The following is a 21,489-nucleotide window of genomic DNA, read 5'->3' as shown; positions in this document are numbered from 1 at the left end:
CGACCACTCCAATGCCTGGTGCAGCCATTTTCCAGGGGAGGACCGGAATGACACCCGCAGCACGCCAGTCCCCGCACACCCCCGAACTCCGCGCCACCGCACGTCACTTGGGCCGTCGTCGCTTCCTCACCGGCACCGCGGCCGCCGCCGCGCTCGCCTTCACGGTGAACCTGCCCGCCGCCGGCGTCGCAGCCGCCGCCGAACTCGACCCCGCGCAGCTCACCGCCGACCCCTTCACCCTCGGCGTCGCCTCGGGCGACCCTCCCCCACTCTCGGCTTCGCTCGAGCGGGGGGACCCCCACCCGGCTCGGTCCTGCTGTGGACGCGCCTCGCACCCGCCCCCCACCAGGCGGACGGCGGACTGCCCGCCCGGCGCGTCACCGTCCACTGGGAGCTGTCCCGCGACGCGGCCTTCCGCCGGACCGTCCGGCGCGGCACCACGCTCGCCCACCCGGAGTTCGGCCACAGCGTGCACGTCCAGGTCGACGGCCTCGCCCCCGACCGCCAGTACTACTACCGCTTCAAGGCGGGCGCCTGGATCAGCCGCACCGGCCGCACCCGCACCGCCCCCGCCCCCGGCGCCAAGGCGTCCGCCCTCACCCTCGGCGTGGTCTCCTGCCAGCGCTACGACCAGGGGTACTACACCGCTTACCAGCACCTCGCCGAGGACGACGTGGACGTCGTCCTGCACCTCGGCGACTACCTCTACGAGTACGCCGTCAGCGGGGTCGGCGGCGCCCGCGCCTACCCGGCCGGGACCGTGCCGGCCGTCTACAACCACGAGATGGTGACGCTGGACGACTACCGCCTCAGATACGCGCTGTACAAGTCCGACCCCGACCTGCTGGCCGCGCACGCCGCCCACCCGTTCGTCGTCACCTGGGACGACCACGAGACCGAGAACAACTACGCGGGCTCGGTCTCGGAGAACAACGACCCGCCCGAGGAGTTCCTCATCCGCCGGGCCGCCGCCTACCGCGCCTACTGGGAGAACCAGCCGCTGCGCCGCCCCCAGCTCCCCGACGGCCCCGACCTCAGGCTCTACCGGCGTCTGCACTGGGGCCGGCTCGCGCAGTTCGACGTCCTCGACACCCGCCAGTACCGCTCCGACCAGGCCTACGGCGACGGCTGGCAGGTCCCAGGACCCGAGTCCGAGAACCCGGCCCGCACCCTCACCGGCGACGCCCAGGAGCGGTGGCTGATCGACGGCTGGCGGCGCTCACGCGCCCTGTGGAACGTGGTCCCGCAGCAGGTCACCTTCGCCCAGCGGCACAACTCCACCGCCTCGCCCTCCCAGGTCTCGATGGACTCCTGGGACGGCTACCCGGCCTCCCGGACCCGGATCCTGGCCGGCGCGCAGAGCGCCGGTGTCGAGAACCTGATGGTCCTCACCGGCGACGTCCATGTGCACTACGGCTTCGACATCAAGCAGGACTTCGCCGACCAGGCGTCCAAAACGCTCGGCACCGAGATCGTCACCTCGTCGATCTCCAGCGGCGGCAACGGCTCGGCGAAGCCCGCCAACTGGGCTGCCTTCATGGCCGCCAACCCGCACCTGAAGTTCTACAACGGCCTGCGCGGCTACGCGACCGTCTCCCTCGGCCGCGACCTCGCCCGCGCCGACTTCAAGACCGTCGCGTACGTCACCCGGCAGGGCGCACCGCTGACCACGGCCGCGTCCTTCGTCACCGAGGTCGGCGACCAGGGACTCAAGCCGGCGTGAGCCGCTGAAACAGCCTTACCGGACCGGCGGCCAGGTGTCGCCCCAGTCCGCGTCACGGGCCGCCCGGTACAGCTCCCCGTGTTTCTTCGTCACCGTCGTACGGCTCAGCTGCTCCTCGGCCTCGCACAGGTCGAGGAGCACCTGGCCCTTGCGGATCTGTGGCCGCCGGACCACTCGGGCGGGGGCGGGCGACACGGGGAAGCGGGCGGCCGCGACGTAGCTGAACTTCTCGTCCTCGTAGGGCAGCGAGCCGCCCTTGACCTGCCGGTGCAGGGAGGAGCGGCTGACCCGCGCCGAGAAGTGGCACCAGTCCGTGCCCGGCACGATCGGGCAGGCCGCGCTGTGCGGGCAGGGCGCGGCGACGTGGAGACCGGCGGCGATCAGCCGGTCACGGGCCTCGATCACCCGGGCGTAGCCGTCCGGCGTGCCCGGCTCGACGATCACCACGGCCTGCGCGGCCGACGCGGCGGCGTCCACGAGGGCGGCACGGTCGGGCGCGGCCAGTTCGTTGAGGACGTAGGAGACGGTGACGAGGTCCGTGGGGTCCAACGTGAGCGCCGAGCCGATGCGGGCGCGCTGCCAGCGGACGTCGCGCAGAGCCGGGTTCGCGGCGGCCACCTCGCGGCCGAGGGCCAGGGCGGGCTCGGCCCAGTCCAGGACGGTCACCGGACGCTCGCCGTCCCAGGTCGCGTTCACCGCCCAGGTCGCCGCGCCCGTCCCGCCGCCGACGTCGACATGGCTGCCGGGCGTCCACTCGGGCGCCGCCTGCGCGAACGCCTCCAGCGCCGAGCACACCGCCTCGAAGGTCGCCGGCATCCGGTACGCGGCGTAGGCGGCCACGTCCGCGCGGTCGCGCAGGATGGGCGCGTCCGTAGGGGTGGCGCCCCGGTAGTTGGCGATGAGCCGCTCGACGGCCTGCGCGGCCTGCTTGGGCGGCAGCCCGTCGAGGAGGTCTCCGAGGGCGGTACGGAGAGTCTCGGCGGCGGATACGGAGACGTTCACCTGGCGATTATGAGGCACCCGGCGTCGGCGGTGCCCGCACCGGGGGCTGCGCCCCCAGACCCCCCTGTCGGCCCTGAAGGGGCCTCGTCCTCAAACTCCCCCAGAGGGGGGACCCCCAACGGGCTGACCTGCCGGACGGGCTGACCTGCCGGAGGGGCTGCCTTGCCGGACGGGCCGGCTTATCGCACCGCCATCGCCATGCGCGTCCCCAGCAATGCCCGCGGGCCGCTGTCCGGGGTCCTGCGCACCGGATGCACCGTGTTCGCCAGCAGCACCACGAACGTGTCCGTCGCCGGGTCCAGGACCAGCGAGGTTCCCGTGAAGCCGGTGTGGCCCGCCGCGCCCTCGCCCGCCAGTTCGCCCATGAACCACGCCTGGTCCACCGCGAAGCCCAGCCCCGGCGGGGTCAGCAGGAGTTCCACGAAGTCGTGGCCGAGGATGCGGGCCGGACCGTACGAGCCGCCCGCCAGCAGGGTCCGGCAGAACACGGCCAGGTCGCGGCCGGTCGAGAACAGGCCCGCGTGACCGGCCACCCCGCCCAGCGCCCACGCGTTCTCGTCGTGCACCACGCCCCGCAGCATCCCCCGGTCCACCTTGGCCCACGGCCGCCGCTGGTCCTCGGTCGCCGCCGCGCCGGGGCAGGGGCCGAAGCCGGTCGACGTCATCCCCAGGGGGCGGGTGATTCCCTCGTGCACGAGGACGTCGAGCGGGCGGCCGGTCAGGCGTTCCAGGAGCTGCTGGAGCAGCAGCATGTTCAGATCGGAGTACAGGTACGCGCCCGGTTCGCCGATCGGCGCCTCGGCCCGCAGCCGTTCCAGCCGCTCCGTGTCGTCCGCGCAGTCGTACAGCGGCAGCTCGGGGCGCAGGCCCGAGGTGTGGGTGAGGAGCTGACGGACGGTGATGCCGTGGGCGGCGGCCGCGTGGAAGTCGGGCAGATAGGCGCCGATCCGCGCGTCGATGCCGAGGGTGCCGCGCTCGATCTGCTGCACCGCGGCGACCGCCGTGCACAGCTTGGTGAGGGAGGCCAGATCGAACGGGGTGTCCACGGTCATCGGGACCTGAGCCCGCGCCGGGAGCTCCACGCCCGCGTCCGTCGCCGGGTCGTACGCCGAGTAGCGCACGGCCCAGCCCGCCGCCTCCTCGACGGCGATCACCGGGCCGCGCCCGGCGACCACCACGGCGCCCGCGGCCCAGGGCCGGTCGCCGGTGGTGAGGTCCACGACGTCGCGGACGAGGAGCCGCGTCTCCTCGGGGTCGAGCCCCGCCCGTTCCGGTGTGTCGACGCGCAGTCTCGGTGCGCTCAGCTCCCCGCTCCTTCCGCCCCCGTATTCGTCCAGGGACGGCACATAACCACGAAGCAGGCCAGGGCCACCACCGCGGCGGCCAACTGGACGACGGCCATCGGGACGGCCGTGTGCTCGCCGGCGATCCCGACGAGCGGCGAGGCGACCGCGCCGATGAGGAAGGACGACGTGCCGAGCAGTGCGGAGGCGGAACCGGCGGAGTGCCGCACCCGCAGCAGGGCGAGGGTCTGGGCGTTGGGCAGGGTCACGCCCATCGCGGACATCAGCACGAACAGCGCTGCGGCCACCGGCGCCAGCCCCACCTCGCCGAACACGCCCGTCGTCATCAGCAGCAGCGCGGCGGCGGCCAGCACGACCACCGTCAGCCCGGCGGCCAGCACCCGGTCCAGCCGTACCCGGCCCACCAGCACCTTGCCGTTGATCTGCCCGACCACCACCAGCCCGACCGAGTTCACGGCGAACAGCAGACCGAACGTCTGCGTAGAGGCGCCGTAGATCTCCTGGACCACGAACGGGGACGCCGAGATGTACGCGAACAGCGCGGCGAAGGCGAAGCCGCCCGTGAGCATGTAGCCGGTGAAGGGCAGGTCGGACAGGAGCCGGCGCATCGAGCGCAGGGCCTCGCCGACACCGCCCGCATGCCGGTCGGCGCTGTCCAGCGTCTCCGGGAGCCGTGTCCACACCACACCGGCCAGCAGCAGCCCCACCGCCGTCAGGAGCACGAACACGCCCCGCCAGTCCGTCACCCGCAGGATCTGCGCGCCGATCAGCGGCGCCACCACCGGGGCGACCCCGGAGATCAGCATCAGGGTGGAGAAGAACCGGGCCATCGCCACGCCGTCGTAGAGGTCGCGTACGACGGCCCGCGCGATGACGATGCCCGCCGCGCCCGCGAGTCCCTGCAACAGCCGGAACGCGACCAGCACCTCGACGGTCGGCGCCACGGCGCACAGCGCGGTCGCCAGCACGTAGACGGCGAGTCCGGCGAGCAGCGGGCGTCTGCGCCCCCACCGGTCGCTCATCGGGCCGACCACCAGCTGCCCCAGCGCCATCCCGGCCAGGCACGCGGTCAGCGTGAGCTGCACCGTCGCCGCGGGCGCGTGCAGGGAACGGGTGACCTCCGGCAGGGCCGGAAGGTACATGTCCATCGACAGCGGGGGAGTGGCGGTCAGACCGCCCAGGACGAGCGTGACGAGCAGCCCGGCCCGACGCCGCGCACGCAGCGGCGCCTTGTCCGTGCCGGTGTTCTTCTCGGTGGACTTCTCGGTGTTCTTCTCGGTGTTCCTGCGCGCGACGGCCGCTCGCGAAGCCTCCGGTATCGGCCCACCCTCCGGCATACGGCCGCCCCTCCCTCTGCGATGTCTTCGCCACCTATGCTCTCAGCTCGAACGGACTGCTGGGACGGCACGAGGGCGGGCAGGGTATGACGACGGACACGGTGCGGTGGGGAATCCTGGCGACCGGCGGGATAGCGGGCGCCTTCACGGCGGACCTGATCGACCTGCCCGACGCGGAGGTCGTGGCGGTCGCCTCGCGCACCGAGGCCTCCGCGAAGGCGTTCGCCGAACGGTTCGGCATACCCCGCGCCTACGGCGACTGGTCCCTGCTCGCCGCCGACGAGGACATCGACGTCGTCTACGTCGCCACCCCGCACGCCGCGCACCGCACCGCCGCGGGCCTCTGCCTGGAGGCCGGGCGCAACGTGCTGTGCGAGAAGGCGTTCACGCTGAACGTCCGCGAGGCCGAGGAACTCGTCGCGCTGGCCCGCGACAACGGGCGCTTCCTGATGGAAGCCATGTGGATGTACTGCAACCCGGTCATCCGCCGGCTCAAGGCCCTCGTCGACGACGGCGCGATCGGCGAAGTCCGCACCGTGCAGGCCGACTTCGGCCTCGAAGGCCCCTTCCCGCCCTCGCACCGGCTGCGCGACCCCGCCCAGGGCGGCGGCGCTCTCCTCGACCTCGGCGTCTACCCGGTCTCCTTCGCCCACCTCCTGCTCGGCGAACCGTCGGGCATCGCCGCCCAGGCCGTTCTGTCCGCCGAGGGCGTCGACCTGCAGACGGCGCTGGCGCTGTCCTGGGACTCCGGCGCGCTCGCCGCCCTGCACTGCTCCGTCACCGGCGGCACGGGTACCACCGCCTCCGTCACCGGTTCCCGCGGCCGCATCGACATCCCGGCCGGCTTCTTCCACCCCGACCGCCTCGTCCTGCACCGCGCCGGCCGCGACCCCGAGGAGTTCACCGCCGACCCGGCCGACGGCCCCCGCACGACGTTCCGTCACGAGGCCCGGGAGGTCATGCGTGCCCTGGGGGCCGGCGAGACGGAGTCCCCCCTCGTCCCCCTCGACGGCAGCCTCGCCGTCATGCGCACTCTGGACGCCGTCCGGGAACGGATCGGCGTGCGCTACCCGGGAGAGAACGCCTAGGACCGGCACCCGGTCGGGCTGCCCGCCGCGGCCCCGCGCCCGCTCGGTGGGGTCGGCGGTACCGTCGGTCCATGGTCACCCAGTCCGGAAAGCCGGCCCCCGACACCACCCGCCGCAGCGAGCGGTCCCGGCGCGCCATCTACGACGCGGCCCTCGCCCTCGTCGTGGAGGTCGGCTACCCGAAGACCACGATCGAGGGCATCGCCGCCCGCGCGGGCGTCGGCAAGCAGACCATCTACCGCTGGTGGGGGTCGAAGGCCGACGTCCTGCTGGAGGCGTTCCTCGACCTCAGCGAACAGGCGGCGCGGGACGCGGGCGCAGCGGAGCACGAGCCGTACGTCATCCCCGACACCGGCGACCTCGCCGCGGACATCAAGGGCGTCCTGCGGGCCACCGTCGACCAGTTGACGGACCCCAGGTTCGAGGCGCCCTCCCGGGCCCTGGCCGCCGAGGGCGTGGTCAACGCGAGCGTCGGCCGCGAGTTCACGGCCAAGCTCCTGGAGCCGTCCCTCCAGTTGTACGTCGACCGGCTGCGCGCCGCGCAGGAGGCCGGGCAGGTCCGCGCCGACCTCGACCCGCGCATCGCCCTGGAGTTCTTCGTCTCCCCGCTCGCCCAGCGCTGGCTGCAGTACACCGGCCCGATCACGTACGAGTACACCGACACCCTCGTCGACTACGCCCTCCACGGCCTCGCGCCGCGATGACCCGGTGCGTCCCACCTGCCCCGGTTCACGACTCCGCACCCCCGATGCGCCGGATGGCGGGGACATGAGGCATGCTGTCCGCACCAGCGAGGCGAGGGGACAGATGAGCGCGGAGTTCGACGGCCGGACCGGTTTGTGGGGCAAACTCTCCCGTCGGCTGCGCGGAAGCGGCCCGACCGACGCCGCCGACGAAGGCGGCCGTGAGGCCCTGCTGCTCGCCGCCGCCGAAGCGGGACTCCCTCTCGCGCCCGCCGCCCACCCGGCCCCCGGCTACGGATGCTCCTGCGACCGGGTCGGCTGTCCGACCCCCGCCCGGCACCCGGTGTCCTTCGCCTGGCAGACGCAGTCCACCACCGACCGCGCCCAGATCGAGCGCTGGGCCCGCCACCAGCCGCAGGCCAACTTCATCACCGCCACCGGCATGACGCACGACGTCCTCGACGTGCCCCTGGAGGCGGGCGCGCAGGCCCTTCAGCGGCTGCTCGGCTCCGGCACGGAGGTCGGCCCGGTCGCCGAGAGCGACGACGGCCGCATGCTCTTCTTCACCCTCACCCGCGGCACCCCCGAGGACGAGGACGAGTGGTGGCCCTGCGAGCTGGACTGCCGCCCCGAGACCATGGACGAACACCCCGGCCTGCGCTGGCACTGCCGGGGCTCCTACGTCCTCGTACCGCCCGCCCGCCTCCCCGGCGGCGACGACGCCCGCTCGGTCCACTGGCTACGCGGCCCCGAGCACCCCCTGCCCGACCCCCTGACCCTCCTGGAAGCCCTGACGGACGCCTGCGCTCGGCACGCGGGCCAGGACGATCCGACGGCGGCCTGGCCAACTCGCCTTTAGGGGCGGCTCACTCACCCTTCGCTCCGGTCAGCCCCTCCAACCGGCTGAGCACGGACACCTTCCCCTTCGCCGGGTCCACAGCGACCCCGCTGGCGACGAACTCCATGGTCAGCGACTGCTTGACCTCGCCGGTCGTCAACGCCTGCACGTTCCTGTTCGAGGTGGGCACCGTCGCGCCCGCCGCGGCCGTCTGCTTCATGTAGTGGTGCGTGGTGAAGAACACCAACGCCCCGCCGTCCGCGGTGCGCACCGCCAGCGGCGCATAGTCGCCCTCGGTCAGCTGCTGGTCGATGTACTGCGTGACGAGCCCCGGCTTGATGGCGTTCTTCGCGCGGGTGTCGCGCATCGCGTTCGTGTACGCGCCGTCCGCGAAGGAACCCTTGCCGCTCTGCAAATAGGCCGCGTAGTCCTTGCTCAGGTCCTCGGGCGGCAGCGCCAGCCCGGCGGTGTCCGCCGGCACGGCCTCGGCGACACCGTCCGCGTCGGTCTGGAACGCCGGTACCGAGCCCGGCTCCACCAGCGTCAGATACGTCGCCTGCCAGGGCTCCGCCATCTCGCCCCGGGTGAACACCATCAGCCAGCGCGCATTGCCGCCCTTGTTGCCCTTCGCGTCGGCGATGAACCAGCGCGGCCAGCCCGCCTTCTGCACGATCGTGTACTTCACGTCCGACAACACCAGCGGCGTGTGCTGCGGGTTGCCGTCCGGGCTGTTGACGTGCCCCGCCTTCAGTCGCGCCGCGTCGATGATCCCGAGGGCGCCGGTGGTGTACTCGGCGTCCAGGGAACTGTCGTACGCCTTGTCCGCCTTGTTGTACGCGGTCGTGAACTGCTGGATCGCCTTGGCGGCCTCCGCCTTCGTGGCCGCGGGGAGCACCTCGCGTTCCCCGTGGACCACCACACAGCCGCTCGCGGTGAGCGAGACGGCCGTGAGCGAGGCCGCTATGAGTGCGTACCGGTCACGCCTGCGGAGCCTTCGAGTCCCTCGAACCCCGCTCGTCAGGCTGCGTTCCCTGGTCATCAGGTGACTTCACCTTCCCCTTCCCGGAGGCGAACCCTACCGGGGCGAGGAACAGCGCGAGCGTCGGGATCAGGTACAGCAGCCACACCGTGACCTGGAGGACCGTCGGGTCGGGCTGGAAGTTGAACACGCCCTTCAGCAGCGTGCCGTACCAGCTGTCCGGCGGGATCGTGTCGCTGATGTCGAACGCCTTGTCCGTCAACCCCGGGACCCAGTCGGCCTCCTGGAGGTCGTGGAACCCGTACGCCAGCACGCCCGCGGCCACGACGACGAGCATGCCGCCCGTCCAGGTGAAGAACTTCGCAAGGTTGATCCTGAGCGCCCCGCGGTAGAACAGCCAGCCCAGCAGCACGGCCGTCGCCAGGCCGAGCGCCGCGCCGACGAGGGGGCGCGGGGTGCCGTCGCCGGCCGCGTGGACGGACGTCCACACGAACAGGGCCGTCTCCAGGCCCTCCCGGCCGACCGCGAGGAAGGCGGTGGCGACCAGCGCGCCGGTGCCCATCGCGAGCGCCGCGTCCAGCTTGCCGTGCAGCTCCGACTTCAGGTGCCGGGCGGTGCGCCGCATCCAGAACACCATCCACGTCACCAGCGCGACCGCGACGATCGACAGGGAGCCGCCGAGCGCCTCCTGCGCCTTGAACGTCAGCTCCTGCGAGCCGAATTCGAGGACGCAGCCGAAAGCCATCGCGATGGCGACCGCGATGGCGATGCCGGTCCACACCGGTTTCAGCGCGTCCCGGCGGTCGGTCTTCACCAGGTAGGCGATGAGGATGCAGACGACGAGGCTGGCCTCCAGGCCCTCGCGCAGTCCGATCAGGTAGTTGGAGAACACGGGCTACGCCTCCTTGGAGAACAGCGTCCGGCCCCACCAGTCGTCCTTGTCGCGGACGCCGGGCGGGACGGCGAAGACCGCCGAACCCACATGCTGGATGTACTCGTTGAGCGCGTCGGTGGCGAGGTTGCGCTGGACGCGGATGAACCCCTCGCGCACGTCACGCTGGTAGGCGAGGAAGAACAGGCCGGCCTCCAGGCGCCCCAGACCGTCGGTGCCGTCGGTGAAGGAGTAGCCGCGGCGCAGGATCGTCGTCCCGTGGTTGGAGTCCGGGTGCGCGAGCCGTACGTGCGCGTCCGGCTTCATCGCCTTCAGGAACGGCTCGTCGCGCTCCTTCGCCTTGCCGACGGGAGCGCCCTCGCCCTTGTCCCGGCCGAAGATGTCCTCCTGCTCCTGCAGCGAGGTGCGGTCCCAGGTCTCGATGTGCATGCGGATGCGCCGGGCGACGAGGTACGAGCCGCCGACCATCCACTGCGGGCCGTCCTTGTCGCCGACCCACACGAACTTCTCCAGCCGGTCCGTCTCCGTGCCCGCGATGTTGCGGGTGCCGTCCTTGAAGCCCATCAGGTTGCGCGGGGTCTGCGCGTCGGGCGTCGTGGACGACGTCTTGCCGAAGCCGAGCTGCGACCAGCGGATGACGACCTTGCCCATGCCGATGCGGGCCAGGTTGCGGATCGCGTGCACGGCGACCTGCGGGTCGTCCGCGCAGGCCTGCACGCACAGGTCGCCGTTGCTGCGGGCCGCGTCGAGCGCGTCCCCGGCGAACTGGGGCAGGTCGACGAGGGCCTCGGGACGCTCGTCCGCGAGGCCGAACTTCTTGAACAGCGACGGCCCGAAGCCCACCGTCAGGGTCAGCCGGGACGGCTTGAGGCCCAGGGCCTCGCCGGTGTCGTCCGGGGGCGCCTCGGCGAGGCCGCCGAACGCGCCCTCCCCGACCGCCTTCCCGGCCGTCATCCGGCGGGCGGCCTCCGTCCACTCCTTCAGCAGCTGGACGAACTCGGCGCGGTCCGCGGTCGTCACGTCGAACGCGGCGAAGTGCAGCCGGTCCTGGACGGGCGTGGCGATGCCCGCCTGGTACGTGCCGTGGAAGTCGACGGCGGCGCCCGTGTCGGCGGCCGTGGGGTCGACGTCGTTGCCGGTGCGGGTCATCGCGACCGCGCCGCCGGCCGCGGCGGCGCCGAGCGCGAGCCCGGCCCCGCCCCAGCCGATCAGCGACCGCCGGGACGGACTGCTGCTCTGGTTCTCCGACATGTCCGTGGTCCCCCCGGTCACTTCGCCACGGCGGCGGCGAGCTTGGACAGCGGCTCGGCGAGCGCGTTCACCGCGTCCGAGAGCCCCTTGCGGTCGGCGGCGCCGACCTTGTCGTACGAGGTGAACTCGTACGACGTCGTGTTCGGCCGGTACTTGTCCAGCAGCGTGTTCAGCGCGGCGAACTGCTTGTCCAGCTCGGTGACCAGGGCGGCGTCGTTGTCCTTGGCGACCGGCTTCAGCAGCTCGTACGCCTGCTGCGCACCCTCGACGTTGGCCTTGAAGTCGACCAGGTCGGTGTGCGAGTAGGTCTCCTCCTCGCCGGTGACCTTGCCGGTGGCGACCTCGTCGAGGAGTTCCTTGGCGCCGTTGGCCATGGACGTCGGGGTGATCACGGCCTTGCCGATCCGCTGCTTCCAGTCCGTCAGGTCGGCGACGAGCCGGTCGGCGAGGGTCTTGTCCTCGGCGGTGAGCTTCTTGTCCTGCCAGAGGGACTTCTCCAGGCGGTGCCAGCCGGTCCACTTCTGGCCGGCTTCCAGGCCGTCCGCGCGGGTGTCGACCAGCGGGTCGATGTCACCGAAGGACTCCGCGACCGGCTCGGTGCGCTCCCAGCCGATGCGGGAGGGGGCGTAGGCCGTCTTCGCGGCCTCGATGTTCCCGGCCTTGACCGCCGCGACGAAGGTGGCGACCTTGGGCAGCGTCTCGTCGGCCTGGGTCTGCGCGTAGGAGCGGTAGGCGGCGACGGCCTTGTCCAGGCGGGGGTCGCGCTGGGCCGCGGAGCCGCCGGTGACCTTGAGGTCCTGCCGGATGCCGTCGCCCTTCATGCCGGGCTTGCAGGCGATCCGGTAGGCGCCGGCCTTCACTTCGGCGGTGACCCGCTGCTTGGTGCCGGGGCCGATGTTCTCGCGCTCGCTGACCACCCGGTCGTCGGGGAACAGGATGTAGACCTCGGTGACCTTGGAACCCTTGTTCTCGATGGCGAGTTCGACGTGTCCGGCGGAGATCTCCTTCTTGGAGGTCTCGCACTTGGAGTCGGTGGCGGTCACGCTGATGACACGGTCGCCGTCTTTCGCGTCGCTCTTCGAGGTGCACCCGGTGACGGCGGTCAGTGCGGTCACGGCGGTGACGGCGGTGACAACGGACAGTCTGGCGGCTCGCATTCGGGCTCCCAGCGATGGCTGAATCTTCACGTGACACGACTCACAGGATTGGTGAGCCTCACCTAACTTATCCAAGGCTTACCTGCGTAATACCCGCCCGTGCCGTGATTCACCTCTCATGGAGGCCGCAAGGGAACGACTCGATCACGGTGGCTCAAAGTGGACCCCAAGGGAAGGTCAAAGGAGATTCAAAGATTCCGCATGGGGTGACGAGTGCTTCAATTCCCCGGTGACTGATTACGACGTGCTCCGCGTCTTCTGTGCGCCGAACGGCGGCTACGGCAACGAACTTGCCGTGGTTCGCGAAGGCTCGGTGCTGCCGGACCGCGAGGGCCGACAGGGCCTCGCGGCCAAACTCGGCTTCAGCGAGACGGTGTTCGTCGACGACCCCGAGCGCGGGGTCATCGACATCTACACGCCCACCGTGCGCCTGCCCTTCGCCGGTTACCCGTGCGTGGGCGTGGCCTGGCTGCTCGACGTGCCCGAGCTCGTCACCCCGGCCGGCGTCGTCGGAACCCGCCTGGACGGGGAGTTCACCTGGATCGAGGCGCGCGCGGAGTGGGCTCCGCCGCGCACGCTCCGTCAGTACGCCACCGCCGCCGAGGTCGACGACCTGTCCGTACCGCCGCCGGGCGAGTGGGTATACGCCTGGGCCTGGGAGGACGAGCCCGCCGGCCGCATCCGCGCCCGCGGCTTCCCCGGCCGCGACGACGGCATCGACGAGGACGAGGCGACGGGCGCGGCGGCGCTCCTGCTCACCGAGCGCCTCGGCCGCGCCCTGAACATCACCCAGGGCGCGGGCTCGCAGATTCTGACGGCTCCACAGCCCTACGGATGGGTCGAGATCGGCGGCCGGGTGTTCCTGGAACGCTGAACCATACGGCCGATTGCGGGCGTTTGTGGTGTTTTGGGCGGCCGTACGGGTGGTCTGGGCGTGTGCGGGCGGGGATCGGCGGGGGTGATCGGGGACCTTGGGCGTGACCACTCAGTCCCGTGAGAGGAACGCCATGCGTATCCGTTCAGTTCTGGCCGCAACCGTCCTGGGCATCGCCCTCGCCGCCGCCGGTGTGACGACCGCCACCGCCGACGAGGACGCCGGCTACCACCACTCCTACGAGGGCCCCGGTTACCACCAGTCCGACGAGGGTTCCGGCCACCGGCACTACTTCGACGAGGGCAAGGACAACTGCAGCCCGTACATCGGCGCGGTCAAGACGCCCTCGGCCGCCATCTTCTGGGCCGGCAAGCACTGCCACACCATCTGACCCGGCACCGGGCCCCCTCGCCGCGCAGAGCATCCGCGGAGCGAAGGGGCCCGGCCCGTCCGCCCGCGACGCCGGCTCACGCCGAGAGCGGGAACTCCTCGCCCAGGGCCCTGAAGACCGCCGTGTTCAGCGCGAAGGCTCGCCTGCACTCGCTCACGATCCGCTGCTTCTCCAGGTCGTCCGCGCGCACCCCGTCCAGCAGCCTGCGGTAACCCCGCTTGAACGCCGCCGGGTTGCCGATCCCCTCGAAGACGTAGAAGCGGACGCCGTCGCCCCTGCGCTCGAAGCCCCAGGTGCGCTCCGCCCTGTCGCGGATGACCTGTCCGCCGGAGAGGTCGCCCAGGTAGCGCGTGTAGTGGTGGGCGACGTACCCGCCCGGCCACCGCTCGGCACACTCCCGCACCCGCGCCGCGTACGCCTCGGTCGCCGGCAGGGCCGAAAGGCCCGTCCGCCACCCGGCGCCCCGCAGATGCGCCAGGTCCCGCGCCAGCGAGCCGAGCCGGAACAGCTCCGGCCGGATGAAGGGCCCGGCCACCGGATCCGACGCCAGCCCCTCGGCCCCGGCCTCCAGCGCCTCGTACACGAACCACAGCTGTTCGGTGTAGCGCGTGTAGGCGTCGACGCCGAGCCTGCCGCCGAGGAGACCGCTCATGAACGGCGAGGTCTCCGCCGCCATGTGCTGCTCGTGGGACGCCGTGCGGATGACCGTCGAGAAGGAGTCCATAGCGCCTCCCGGCCGACGCTCGCCGACCCGCTGCCGGCCATGGCCGGAACTTGCCGACACTCTGTCGGTAAAAGTCTACAAGAGAAAGCCCGCCCCGGCAGGGCGGGCGCTCTCCGGCCGACGATCACGGCAGGGTCAGAATCTCCGCCCCCGTCTCCGTCACCACCAGCGTGTGCTCGAACTGGGCCGTCCGCTTGCGGTCCTTGGTCACCACGGTCCAGCCGTCGTCCCACATGTCGTAGTCGTGGGTGCCGAGCGTCAGCATCGGCTCGATCGTGAAGGTCATCCCGGGCTGGATGACGGTGGTCGCGTGCGGGCTGTCGTAGTGCGGGATGATCAGCCCGGAGTGGAACGACGAGTTGATGCCGTGCCCCGTGAAGTCACGGACCACGCCGTAGCCGAAGCGCTTGGCGTACGACTCGATGACCCGGCCGATGATGTTGATCTGCCGGCCGGGCCGGACCGCCTTGATCGCCCGCTCCAGGGACTCCCGGGTCCGCTCCACCAGCAGCCGCGACTCCTCGTCGACGTCCCCCACCAGATACGTGGCGTTGTTGTCGCCGTGCACGCCGCCGATGTACGCGGTCACGTCCAGATTGACGATGTCGCCGTCGCGCAGCACCGTCGAGTCCGGGATGCCGTGGCAGATGACCTCGTTGACGCTGGTGCACAGGGACTTGGGGAAGCCGCGATAGCCCAGGGTCGACGGGTAGGCGCCGTGGTCGCACATGTACTCGTGCGCGACCTTGTCGAGCTCGTCGGTGGTGACCCCCGGCGAGATCAGCTTCGCGGCCTCCGCCATCGCCTGCGCGGCGATCCGGCCGGCCCGGCGCATCGCCTCGATCGTCTCGGGCGTCTGCACCTCCGGCCCGGTGTACGGCGTCGGCGCGGGCTTGCCGACGTACTCGGGGCGACGGATGTTTCCCGGCACGGAACGGGTGGGGGACAGCTCCCCTGGAACGAGCAGCGACTGGCCAGACATGGAGTTGAGTCTAACGAGCGCCCATGGGGGAACATGTCGGTGGCGAGAGGAGCCGTCATGCCCCTGTTCAAGAAGCGGACCGTCGGCAAACCGGGTGAGTGGTACTACTGCCTGGAGCACAAGAAGGTCGAGGAGGGGCCGGACTGCCCGGGCAAGGACCGTTTCGGCCCCTACACCACCCGCGCGGAGGCCGAGCACGCGATGGAGACCGCCCGCGAACGCAACCTCCAGTGGGAGAACGACCCCAAGTGGCACGACACCCCGACGGGCGGCGGCGCCACGGACGACGACTGATCACCAAGGAGGAGGCGGCGGCGCCGTCAGACGCTCGGCCAGGTGGGTGAGGCGGTCGGCGAGGCGGCGGCGCCTTCTCGTCGGCGGCAACGTTTCGCCGGCGGCCGCGCTCACCAGGTGCTGCACGGTGTCGAGGTCCAGCTCGGAGCCGTCCGGCACGGGCAGCGTCTCGTGGGCCAGGGTCGTCAGGTCCCCCTCGCCGGGGCCCAGGGCGAGGATCGTGACGCCGGCCCGGCGGGCGTCCGCCACGCGTTCGAGCAGCGGTGCGTCACCCGAAGGCGACGCCACCAGCAGCGTCTCGCCCCGCCGGGCCGCCTCGATCCGGCCCAGGCCCACCGCGAGGTGCGCCGCGTCCGAGGGGCGTGCGTCATGCCGTACGAGCGTCGGCGCGAGCTCCGGCGTACCGGACCAGGCGGCCTCGTCCACCAGGTGCGCCGCGAGATGCCAGGGCTCGTACTCCGCCGTCCCCACCAGCAGCAGCCCGCCCCCGTGCGACACCACCGACCCCCGCAGCACCGCCCCGAACCTCCGGGTGGCCCCCAGCCACTCGGTCCCCGCGAGCACCTCACGCAACAGCGCGACCCGTACGGCGTCCATGCGGCCGCATCCTGCCCCAATCGGCCACCGGGGGCGGACGGTTCGCCGCACCTTCACCCGGCGTGGCGAAAGGGCGCCCGACACGCCCACGTAAAGTCGGCCCATGACCTCTACCGACAGTGCACACAACGCGCCCGCGGGCGCCCCGGCGAAGGCCCCCGCCAAGGACCCGTGGGACCTCCCCGACGTCTCCGGACTGGTCGTCGGCGTGCTCGGCGGGACCGGCCCGCAGGGCAAGGGCCTCGCCTACCGGCTCGCCAGGGCCGGCCAGAAGGTGATCATCGGCTCCCGTGCCGCCGACCGCGCCCAGGCCGCCGCCGACGAGCTCGGGCACGGCGTCGAGGGCGCCGACAACGCCGAGACCGCGCGCCGCAGCGACATCGTGATCGTCGCCGTGCCGTGGGACGGCCACGGCAAGACCCTGGAGTCCCTGCGCGAGGAGCTGGCCGGAAAGCTCGTCGTGGACTGCGTCAACCCGCTCGGCTTCGACAAGAAGGGCGCCTACGCGCTGAAGCCGGAGGAGGGCAGCGCCGCCGAGCAGGCCGCCGCCCTGCTGCCGGACTCCCGGGTCGCCGCCGCCTTCCACCACCTCTCGGCGGTCCTCCTCCAGGACCCGGCGATCGACGAGATCGACACCGACGTGATGGTGCTGGGCGAGGAGCGGGCCGACGTCGAGATCGTGCAGGCGCTGGCCGGCCGGATCCCCGGCATGCGCGGCGTCTTCGCGGGGCGGCTGCGCAACGCTCACCAGGTGGAGTCCCTGGTCGCCAACCTGATCTCGGTCAACCGCCGCTACAAGGCCCACGCCGGGCTGCGCGTCACCGACGTGTGAGCGCATGGGGGACACTGGTCGCAGCAGCCCGCAGTGTCCCCCGACAGGAGCCCACCGACATGCCCCGCCTCGCCCTCTACACCCTCGTCGTCTGCGTCCTCGCCGTGGCCGCTGCGGTCGTCTCCTTCGTCCAGGCCAGCTTCCTGGGCATCGTGTGGGTGCTGCTCGCGGGCCTGTCGTCCAACATGACCTGGTACTACGTGAAGCGGGACAAGGCGCGCAAGGCCGCCGGGGCCGACGTCACCGGCTGACCGAGCAGAACCCGTCGGAGCCCTCCCAGAAGCGGTACAGCGACTGGCCGCAGTACGAGTCCAGGTCGCTGATCCCCAGGCCGCGCAGCATCGCGTCGATCATGTCGAAGAACTCCCGGTTCACCGACGGCACCCACAGCAGCACGAACACGAACAGCAGGCCGAACGGCGCGAACGGCTCCACCTGCCGCTTGACGTTGTACGACAGCCAGGGCTCGATGATCCCGTAGCCGTCCAGACCCGGCACCGGCAGGAAGTTCAGGAGCGCGGCCGTCACCTGGAGCATCGCGAGGAACGCGAGCGCGTACCGGAACTCGTCCGGCACGCCGTCCAGCGCGTCCAGCCAGAACGGCGCCGTGCACACCACCGCGAACAGCACGTTCGTCAGCGGACCGGCCGCCGAGATCAGACTGTGCCGCCACCGCCCCCGGATCCGCGCCCGCTCGATGAAGACCGCGCCGCCCGGCAGACCGATCCCACCCATGATCACGAACACCACCGGCAGCACGATGCTGAGCAGCGCGTGCGTGTACTTCAGCGGGTTGAGCGTCAGATATCCCTTCGCGCCGACCGAGATGTCACCGCTGTGCAGGGCGGTACGCGCGTGTGCGTACTCGTGCAGGCACAGCGACACGATCCAGGCCGCCGTCACGAACAGGAACACCGCCACGCCCGGCTGCTCGGCGAACCCCGTCCAGGTCGCCCAGCCGGTGACCGCCGTCACAGCGACGATCCCGAGGAAGACGGGACTGATCCGCCGCTCGCTGCTGCGGCTGGTGGCGGTGGTCATGGGGCCCCCTGAACTCGTACGCACGTGTGGAACTGCCCGACCGTACCCGGCCGGGGCGCACAGGGAAAACGTCTCGCGGGCGGCAACCGGTTCCTAGGAGGGTGGACCGAGCCGCCACGCCACCCGGCCGAACCCCCGTGACCGTCCCCGAACACAGCGGAGAGAATGACCCCGTGCGCTATCGCATCCTCGGCACCACCCAGGCCCTTCGTCCGGACGGCACCCCCGTCGCCGTCGGCGGGGCGCGACTGCGTGCTCTGCTCACCGTGCTGGCGCTGCGGGCCGGGCGCAGTGTTCCCGCCGGGCTGCTGACCGAGGAGGTGTGGGCCCAGGATCCGCCCGCCGACGCGGCGGGCGCACTCCAGGCGCTGGTCGGGCGGCTGCGCCGAACCCTCGGGGCGGGCGCGATCGACTCCGCCGAGGGCGGCTACCGGCTGGCCGCCGCCCCCGACGACGTCGACCTGCACCGGTTCGAGCGGCTGACCGTCGACGGCACCCGCTCCCTCGCCGACGGCGACCCCGCCAAGGCGGCCGCCCTCCTCGACGACGCCCTCGCCCTGTGGCACGGCCCGGTCCTCGCCGACCTGCCCGACCGCGCCGCCGAGGCGGCCCGCTGGGAGGCCCGCCGCCTCGACGCGGTGCGGGCCCGGCACACCGCCGCGATCGCCCTCGGCCACGGCGAGCAGTCCCTGCCCGAACTCACCGCCCTGTGCGACACCCACCCCCTGGACGAACCCCTCCAGGCCCTGCGGCTGCGCGCGCTGCGCGAGGCGGGCCGCACCGCCCAGGCGCTGGCCGCCTACGACGACGTCCGCCGACTGCTGGCCGACCGCCTCGGCACCGACCCCGGGCCCGAACTGCGCACCCTGCACGCGGAGTTGCTCAACCCGGAAGAGCTGAGCCCGGTCAGTCCGGCGGAGCCCTCCCGGCCGGGGGGTTCCGTGACCCCCGCGGCGCCGGCCACGACCCCCGGGAACCTCCGTACCCGGCTCACCTCCTTCGTCGGCCGGGAGGACGACATCGCGGCCATCCGCGGGGACCTCGCGAGCGCGCGCCTCGTCACGCTGCTCGGGCCTGGCGGGGCCGGCAAGACGCGGCTGTCGCAGGAGGCCGCCGAGGCCGTACGGGACGCGGAACGGCCCGGGGCGCACGACGGCGTCTGGCTCGCGGAGCTTGCGCCCGTCGCCGACCCGGACGCCGTGCCGCAGGCCGTCCTCACCGCCGTGGGCGCCCGCGAGACCGTGCTGTACGGCGCCGGCGCCGAGGAGATGCGGGCCGTCGCGGAACGCCACGACGACCCCATGGACCGCCTGGTCGAGCACTGCGCCCGACGGCGGATGCTGATCGTCCTCGACAACTGCGAGCACGTCGTCGAGGCCGCCGCCCGGCTCGTCGAGGAGCTGCTGGCGCGCTGCCCGCAGGTGACGGTGCTGGCCACCAGCCGTGAGCCGCTCGGCGTGCCGGGAGAGGTGCTGCGCCCGCTGGATCCGCTGCCGGAGCCGGTCGCCCTGCGGCTGTTCGCCGACCGGGGGGCGGCGGCCCGCCCCGGATTCCGCACCGAGGACGACCCCGAAGCCTGCGCCGAGATCTGCCGGCGCCTCGACGGGCTGCCCCTCGCCATCGAGCTCGCCGCCGCCCGGCTACGGATGCTGACGCCCCGTCAGATAGCCGACCGGCTCGACGACCGCTTCCGGCTGCTCACCTCAGGCAGCCGGACCGTCCTGCCCCGCCAGCAGACCCTGCGGGCCGTCGTCGACTGGTCCTGGGACCTGCTCGACGACGGTGAACGCGACGTCCTGGCCCGGCTGTCGGTCTTCGCCCGCGGCTGCGACCTCGCCGCCGTCGAGGCGGTGTGCGGCCCCGCCGTGCGCGACCCGCTCGACCTGCTCGCCTCCCTCGTCGACAAGTCGCTCGTCGTCGCCGCCCCCGCCCCCGGCGGCGACATGCGCTACCGGCTGCTGGAGACCGTCGCCGAGTACGCGGCCGAGCGGCTCGACGAGTCGGGCGGGCGGGCCGCCGCCGAACGTGCGCATCTGACGTACTACCGCGAACTCGCCCGCACCACCGAGCCGTTGCTGCGCGGGCCCGGCCAGCGCGCCGCCGTCGACCGCCTCCAGCTGGAGTACGAGAACCTGCGCACCGCGCTGCGCCGCGCCGTCGACGCACGGGACGAGCAGGAGGCCCTCAGCCTCACCCTGTCCCTCGCCTGGTACTGGCAGATGCGCGACCTGCGCATCGAGGCCCGCACCTGGTGCGGCGAGGTCATGGCCCTGGGCCCCGACCCGTTCGCCGAACCCCTGCGCCGGGCCGCCCCGGTGTGGAAGTCCTGCACCGACACCCCGCCCCCGCTGACCGGCGAGATCCTCATGGAGGCCCGGCGCGGTGTCCACCTGGCCCATCTCGCCTGCATGGACACCGAGATGGAGGCCTGGCAGGCCCCGGCCGCACAGGCCAAGCTGCGGATGATCGCCAACGCCTACGAGCCCGGCCTCCCGCAGACCTGCCGGGTGCCCGGCCTGCTCTGGTTCTTCGCCGTGCTGATGACCAGCGACCTGGAACGCATCCACACCATCGTCGACGCCAACGTCGACACCTGCCGCCGCACGCCCGGCTACGAGTGGGAGCTCGCCTCCTGTCTGCAGATGCGCGCCAACATCCTCGCCAACCGCTCCGAGTCGGCCGGCGACGCCTTCCGGGACGCCGACGAGGCGCTGGAGATCTTCCGGCGCCTGCGCGACGCCTGGGGCACCGCCGAGGCGCTCTCCGCCCGCGCCGAGGCCCATGAGCGGCTGGGCGCCTACCAGCGGGCCGCCGCCGACTACGAGGACGCCATGGAGCACGCCGAACGGCTCGGCGCCCGCGCCCAGTTGGCGGTCCTGCGCGCCCGGCTGGGCAGTGTGCTGCTGGAGGCGGGGGACGAGGAGCAGGGCGAGCGCCTGCTGCGCGAGGTGATCGACGGCCCCGAGCAGGTCGGCAGTGAGGCCGTCCCCGCCGCCCGTCTCTTCTTCGCCGGCTGGCTCGCCGCCGCCGGCCGCCGCCCCGAGGCCCGCGAACAACTCCAGCGGCTGCGCGCGGGGTTCGACTTCGGGCACTTCGCCGTCTTCGACGCCTTCCTGCTGGGCGCGGAGGCCTGGCTGAACGCCGTCGACGGCCGGCCCGAGCAGGCCCTGACGGACATCCGCACCGCCCTGCGGCGGGCCACGGAACCGCTGTCCGCGGCCATCGCCCCGCAGATGCGCTCCGTCTACCTCTGCATCGCGGCGATCGCGCTCAGCGGCGTCGACGGCGGCAGCCGAGCCGTAGCAGCCGCCCGCTGTCTGGGCACCGCCGACGCCCTGGTGCCGACGCGCCATGTGCCCCCGCGCTGGGAGCGCGAGGCACGCGACCTGGCCATGACCCGCACCCGCGCCGCCCTCGGCGATACGGCCTTCGAGGCCGCGTACGCCGAGGGCGGCGGCCTCTCCTACGAGGAGGCCACCGCCCTGGTGTGACGAGTCACG

General features: G+C 72.5%; 20 protein-coding genes and 1 pseudogene. 10 read left to right on the top strand and 11 right to left on the bottom strand.

What is annotated here, in order from left to right; translation table 11 throughout:
* Nucleotides 1–47: 47 nt before the first annotated feature.
* A pseudogene (locus tag ACZ5SK_RS02800) lies at nucleotides 48–1,723 on the top strand (alkaline phosphatase D family protein).
* A 15-nt stretch (nucleotides 1,724–1,738) separates the two neighbouring features.
* Here ACZ5SK_RS02800 and ACZ5SK_RS02795 read toward each other — a convergent pair.
* The 3 genes from ACZ5SK_RS02795 to ACZ5SK_RS02785 form a co-directional block, all read right to left on the bottom strand.
* Nucleotides 1,739–2,725, bottom strand: a complete 987-nt coding sequence (locus ACZ5SK_RS02795) for a small ribosomal subunit Rsm22 family protein (protein WP_457493661.1) — start codon at nucleotides 2,723–2,725, stop codon at nucleotides 1,739–1,741.
* Nucleotides 2,726–2,904: 179 nt separating this feature from the next.
* Nucleotides 2,905–4,071 (bottom strand): serine hydrolase domain-containing protein, encoded by a 1,167-nt coding sequence (locus ACZ5SK_RS02790; RefSeq protein ID WP_334580690.1) that lies wholly within the window; start codon nucleotides 4,069–4,071, stop codon nucleotides 2,905–2,907.
* A complete protein-coding gene (locus ACZ5SK_RS02785) occupies nucleotides 4,026–5,366 on the bottom strand; it encodes a multidrug effflux MFS transporter (protein ID WP_334580691.1) in 1,341 nt (446 codons plus the stop codon). Before ACZ5SK_RS02785 ends, ACZ5SK_RS02790 begins: the two co-directional genes overlap by 46 nt.
* Nucleotides 5,367–5,452: 86 nt before the next feature.
* Here ACZ5SK_RS02785 and ACZ5SK_RS02780 point away from each other — a divergent pair, with 86 nt between their 5' ends.
* The 3 genes from ACZ5SK_RS02780 (at nucleotide 5,453) to ACZ5SK_RS02770 (ending at nucleotide 7,996) form a co-directional block, all read left to right on the top strand.
* Complete coding sequence (locus tag ACZ5SK_RS02780) at nucleotides 5,453–6,454, top strand: Gfo/Idh/MocA family protein (protein ID WP_361699868.1); 1,002 nt, start codon at nucleotides 5,453–5,455, stop codon at nucleotides 6,452–6,454.
* 71 nt (nucleotides 6,455–6,525) lie between these two features.
* On the top strand, nucleotides 6,526–7,158 hold the full coding sequence (locus tag ACZ5SK_RS02775; RefSeq protein WP_334580693.1) for a TetR/AcrR family transcriptional regulator: 633 nt from the start codon (nucleotides 6,526–6,528) through the stop codon (nucleotides 7,156–7,158).
* A 103-nt stretch (nucleotides 7,159–7,261) separates the two neighbouring features.
* Complete coding sequence (locus tag ACZ5SK_RS02770) at nucleotides 7,262–7,996, top strand: bifunctional DNA primase/polymerase (protein WP_334581390.1); 735 nt, start codon at nucleotides 7,262–7,264, stop codon at nucleotides 7,994–7,996.
* Between the two features lie 7 nt (nucleotides 7,997–8,003).
* On the opposite strand, the gene ACZ5SK_RS02765 is transcribed toward ACZ5SK_RS02770, so the two are convergent.
* From ACZ5SK_RS02765 to efeO, 4 genes are read right to left on the bottom strand one after another with little or no spacing between them, the layout of a single operon-like run.
* Nucleotides 8,004–9,014, bottom strand: a complete 1,011-nt coding sequence (locus ACZ5SK_RS02765) for an SCO2278 family lipoprotein (RefSeq protein ID WP_334580694.1) — start codon at nucleotides 9,012–9,014, stop codon at nucleotides 8,004–8,006.
* On the bottom strand, nucleotides 8,953–9,846 hold the full coding sequence (efeU, locus tag ACZ5SK_RS02760; RefSeq protein ID WP_334580695.1) for an iron uptake transporter permease EfeU: 894 nt from the start codon (nucleotides 9,844–9,846) through the stop codon (nucleotides 8,953–8,955). The genes ACZ5SK_RS02765 and efeU overlap by 62 nt, the downstream gene beginning before the upstream one ends.
* A 3-nt stretch (nucleotides 9,847–9,849) precedes the next feature.
* Nucleotides 9,850–11,097 (bottom strand): iron uptake transporter deferrochelatase/peroxidase subunit, encoded by a 1,248-nt coding sequence (gene efeB, locus ACZ5SK_RS02755; protein ID WP_334580696.1) that lies wholly within the window; start codon nucleotides 11,095–11,097, stop codon nucleotides 9,850–9,852.
* A gap of 17 nt (nucleotides 11,098–11,114) precedes the next feature.
* Nucleotides 11,115–12,254 carry an iron uptake system protein EfeO gene (gene efeO, locus ACZ5SK_RS02750; protein ID WP_457493656.1) on the bottom strand — a complete coding sequence of 380 codons (1,140 nt, stop codon included), beginning with the start codon at nucleotides 12,252–12,254 and terminating at the stop codon, nucleotides 11,115–11,117.
* 229 nt (nucleotides 12,255–12,483) lie between these two features.
* Here efeO and ACZ5SK_RS02745 point away from each other — a divergent pair, with 229 nt between their 5' ends.
* Together ACZ5SK_RS02745 and ACZ5SK_RS02740 are read left to right on the top strand one after the other, a co-directional pair.
* Nucleotides 12,484–13,128 carry a PhzF family phenazine biosynthesis protein gene (locus ACZ5SK_RS02745; protein ID WP_468575159.1) on the top strand — a complete coding sequence of 215 codons (645 nt, stop codon included), beginning with the start codon at nucleotides 12,484–12,486 and terminating at the stop codon, nucleotides 13,126–13,128.
* A gap of 133 nt (nucleotides 13,129–13,261) precedes the next feature.
* On the top strand, nucleotides 13,262–13,519 hold the full coding sequence (locus ACZ5SK_RS02740; protein WP_361699878.1) for a hypothetical protein: 258 nt from the start codon (nucleotides 13,262–13,264) through the stop codon (nucleotides 13,517–13,519).
* Between the two features lie 76 nt (nucleotides 13,520–13,595).
* On the opposite strand, the gene ACZ5SK_RS02735 is transcribed toward ACZ5SK_RS02740, so the two are convergent.
* Complete coding sequence (locus tag ACZ5SK_RS02735) at nucleotides 13,596–14,243, bottom strand: biliverdin-producing heme oxygenase (RefSeq protein WP_334580700.1); 648 nt, start codon at nucleotides 14,241–14,243, stop codon at nucleotides 13,596–13,598.
* 124 nt (nucleotides 14,244–14,367) lie between these two features.
* Complete coding sequence (gene map, locus ACZ5SK_RS02730) at nucleotides 14,368–15,225, bottom strand: type I methionyl aminopeptidase (RefSeq protein ID WP_334580701.1); 858 nt, start codon at nucleotides 15,223–15,225, stop codon at nucleotides 14,368–14,370.
* Nucleotides 15,226–15,282: 57 nt separating this feature from the next.
* Here map and ACZ5SK_RS02725 point away from each other — a divergent pair, with 57 nt between their 5' ends.
* Nucleotides 15,283–15,519: a hypothetical protein gene (locus ACZ5SK_RS02725; RefSeq protein ID WP_334580702.1), complete on the top strand. Its 237-nt coding sequence runs from the start codon at nucleotides 15,283–15,285 to the stop codon at nucleotides 15,517–15,519.
* Here the strand turns inward: ACZ5SK_RS02725 and ACZ5SK_RS02720 are convergent, their stop codons facing one another.
* The gene (locus ACZ5SK_RS02720) at nucleotides 15,520–16,116 is read right to left on the bottom strand and encodes a hypothetical protein (RefSeq protein ID WP_334580703.1); all 597 of its coding nucleotides are present in this window, start codon (nucleotides 16,114–16,116) and stop codon (nucleotides 15,520–15,522) included.
* A gap of 103 nt (nucleotides 16,117–16,219) precedes the next feature.
* Between ACZ5SK_RS02720 and npdG the strand changes: the two genes are divergently transcribed.
* A complete protein-coding gene (npdG, locus tag ACZ5SK_RS02715; protein ID WP_334580704.1) occupies nucleotides 16,220–16,948 on the top strand; it encodes an NADPH-dependent F420 reductase in 729 nt (242 codons plus the stop codon).
* Between the two features lie 59 nt (nucleotides 16,949–17,007).
* A complete protein-coding gene (locus tag ACZ5SK_RS02710; RefSeq protein ID WP_399461067.1) occupies nucleotides 17,008–17,199 on the top strand; it encodes a hypothetical protein in 192 nt (63 codons plus the stop codon).
* Here ACZ5SK_RS02710 and ACZ5SK_RS02705 read toward each other — a convergent pair.
* Nucleotides 17,189–17,989 (bottom strand): site-2 protease family protein, encoded by an 801-nt coding sequence (locus tag ACZ5SK_RS02705; RefSeq protein WP_334580705.1) that lies wholly within the window; start codon nucleotides 17,987–17,989, stop codon nucleotides 17,189–17,191. The genes ACZ5SK_RS02710 and ACZ5SK_RS02705 overlap by 11 nt on opposite strands.
* A gap of 173 nt (nucleotides 17,990–18,162) precedes the next feature.
* On the opposite strand from ACZ5SK_RS02705, the gene ACZ5SK_RS02700 reads away from it, so the two are divergent.
* Entirely contained in the window at nucleotides 18,163–21,480 is a 3,318-nt protein-coding gene (locus ACZ5SK_RS02700) for an AfsR/SARP family transcriptional regulator (RefSeq protein WP_334580706.1), read from the top strand.
* Nucleotides 21,481–21,489: the final 9 nt, after the last annotated feature.

The sequence above is a fragment of the Streptomyces sp. NPDC031474 genome (genome assembly GCF_055581185.1).
The sequence above is the reverse complement of the archived record's forward strand: the minus strand, read 5'-3'. Positions and strand labels throughout refer to the sequence as shown.

What these genes read in the sequence shown, in the direction of transcription:
- ACZ5SK_RS02785 (WP_334580691.1), bottom strand. Translation starts at nt 5,366, where the DNA reads ATGCCGGAGGGTGGGCCGATACCGGAGGCTTCGCGAGCGGCCGTCGCG.
- ACZ5SK_RS02780 (WP_361699868.1), top strand. Translation starts at nt 5,453, where the DNA reads ATGACGACGGACACGGTGCGGTGGGGAATCCTGGCGACCGGCGGGATA.
- ACZ5SK_RS02775 (WP_334580693.1), top strand. Translation starts at nt 6,526, where the DNA reads ATGGTCACCCAGTCCGGAAAGCCGGCCCCCGACACCACCCGCCGCAGC.
- ACZ5SK_RS02770 (WP_334581390.1), top strand. Translation starts at nt 7,262, where the DNA reads ATGAGCGCGGAGTTCGACGGCCGGACCGGTTTGTGGGGCAAACTCTCC.
- ACZ5SK_RS02765 (WP_334580694.1), bottom strand. Translation starts at nt 9,014, where the DNA reads ATGACCAGGGAACGCAGCCTGACGAGCGGGGTTCGAGGGACTCGAAGG.
- efeB (WP_334580696.1), bottom strand. Translation starts at nt 11,097, where the DNA reads ATGTCGGAGAACCAGAGCAGCAGTCCGTCCCGGCGGTCGCTGATCGGC.
- efeO (WP_457493656.1), bottom strand. Translation starts at nt 12,254, where the DNA reads ATGCGAGCCGCCAGACTGTCCGTTGTCACCGCCGTCACCGCCGTGACC.
- ACZ5SK_RS02740 (WP_361699878.1), top strand. Translation starts at nt 13,262, where the DNA reads ATGCGTATCCGTTCAGTTCTGGCCGCAACCGTCCTGGGCATCGCCCTC.
- ACZ5SK_RS02735 (WP_334580700.1), bottom strand. Translation starts at nt 14,243, where the DNA reads ATGGACTCCTTCTCGACGGTCATCCGCACGGCGTCCCACGAGCAGCAC.
- map (WP_334580701.1), bottom strand. Translation starts at nt 15,225, where the DNA reads ATGTCTGGCCAGTCGCTGCTCGTTCCAGGGGAGCTGTCCCCCACCCGT.
- ACZ5SK_RS02725 (WP_334580702.1), top strand. Translation starts at nt 15,283, where the DNA reads ATGCCCCTGTTCAAGAAGCGGACCGTCGGCAAACCGGGTGAGTGGTAC.
- ACZ5SK_RS02720 (WP_334580703.1), bottom strand. Translation starts at nt 16,116, where the DNA reads ATGGACGCCGTACGGGTCGCGCTGTTGCGTGAGGTGCTCGCGGGGACC.
- npdG (WP_334580704.1), top strand. Translation starts at nt 16,220, where the DNA reads ATGACCTCTACCGACAGTGCACACAACGCGCCCGCGGGCGCCCCGGCG.
- ACZ5SK_RS02710 (WP_399461067.1), top strand. Translation starts at nt 17,008, where the DNA reads ATGCCCCGCCTCGCCCTCTACACCCTCGTCGTCTGCGTCCTCGCCGTG.
- ACZ5SK_RS02705 (WP_334580705.1), bottom strand. Translation starts at nt 17,989, where the DNA reads ATGACCACCGCCACCAGCCGCAGCAGCGAGCGGCGGATCAGTCCCGTC.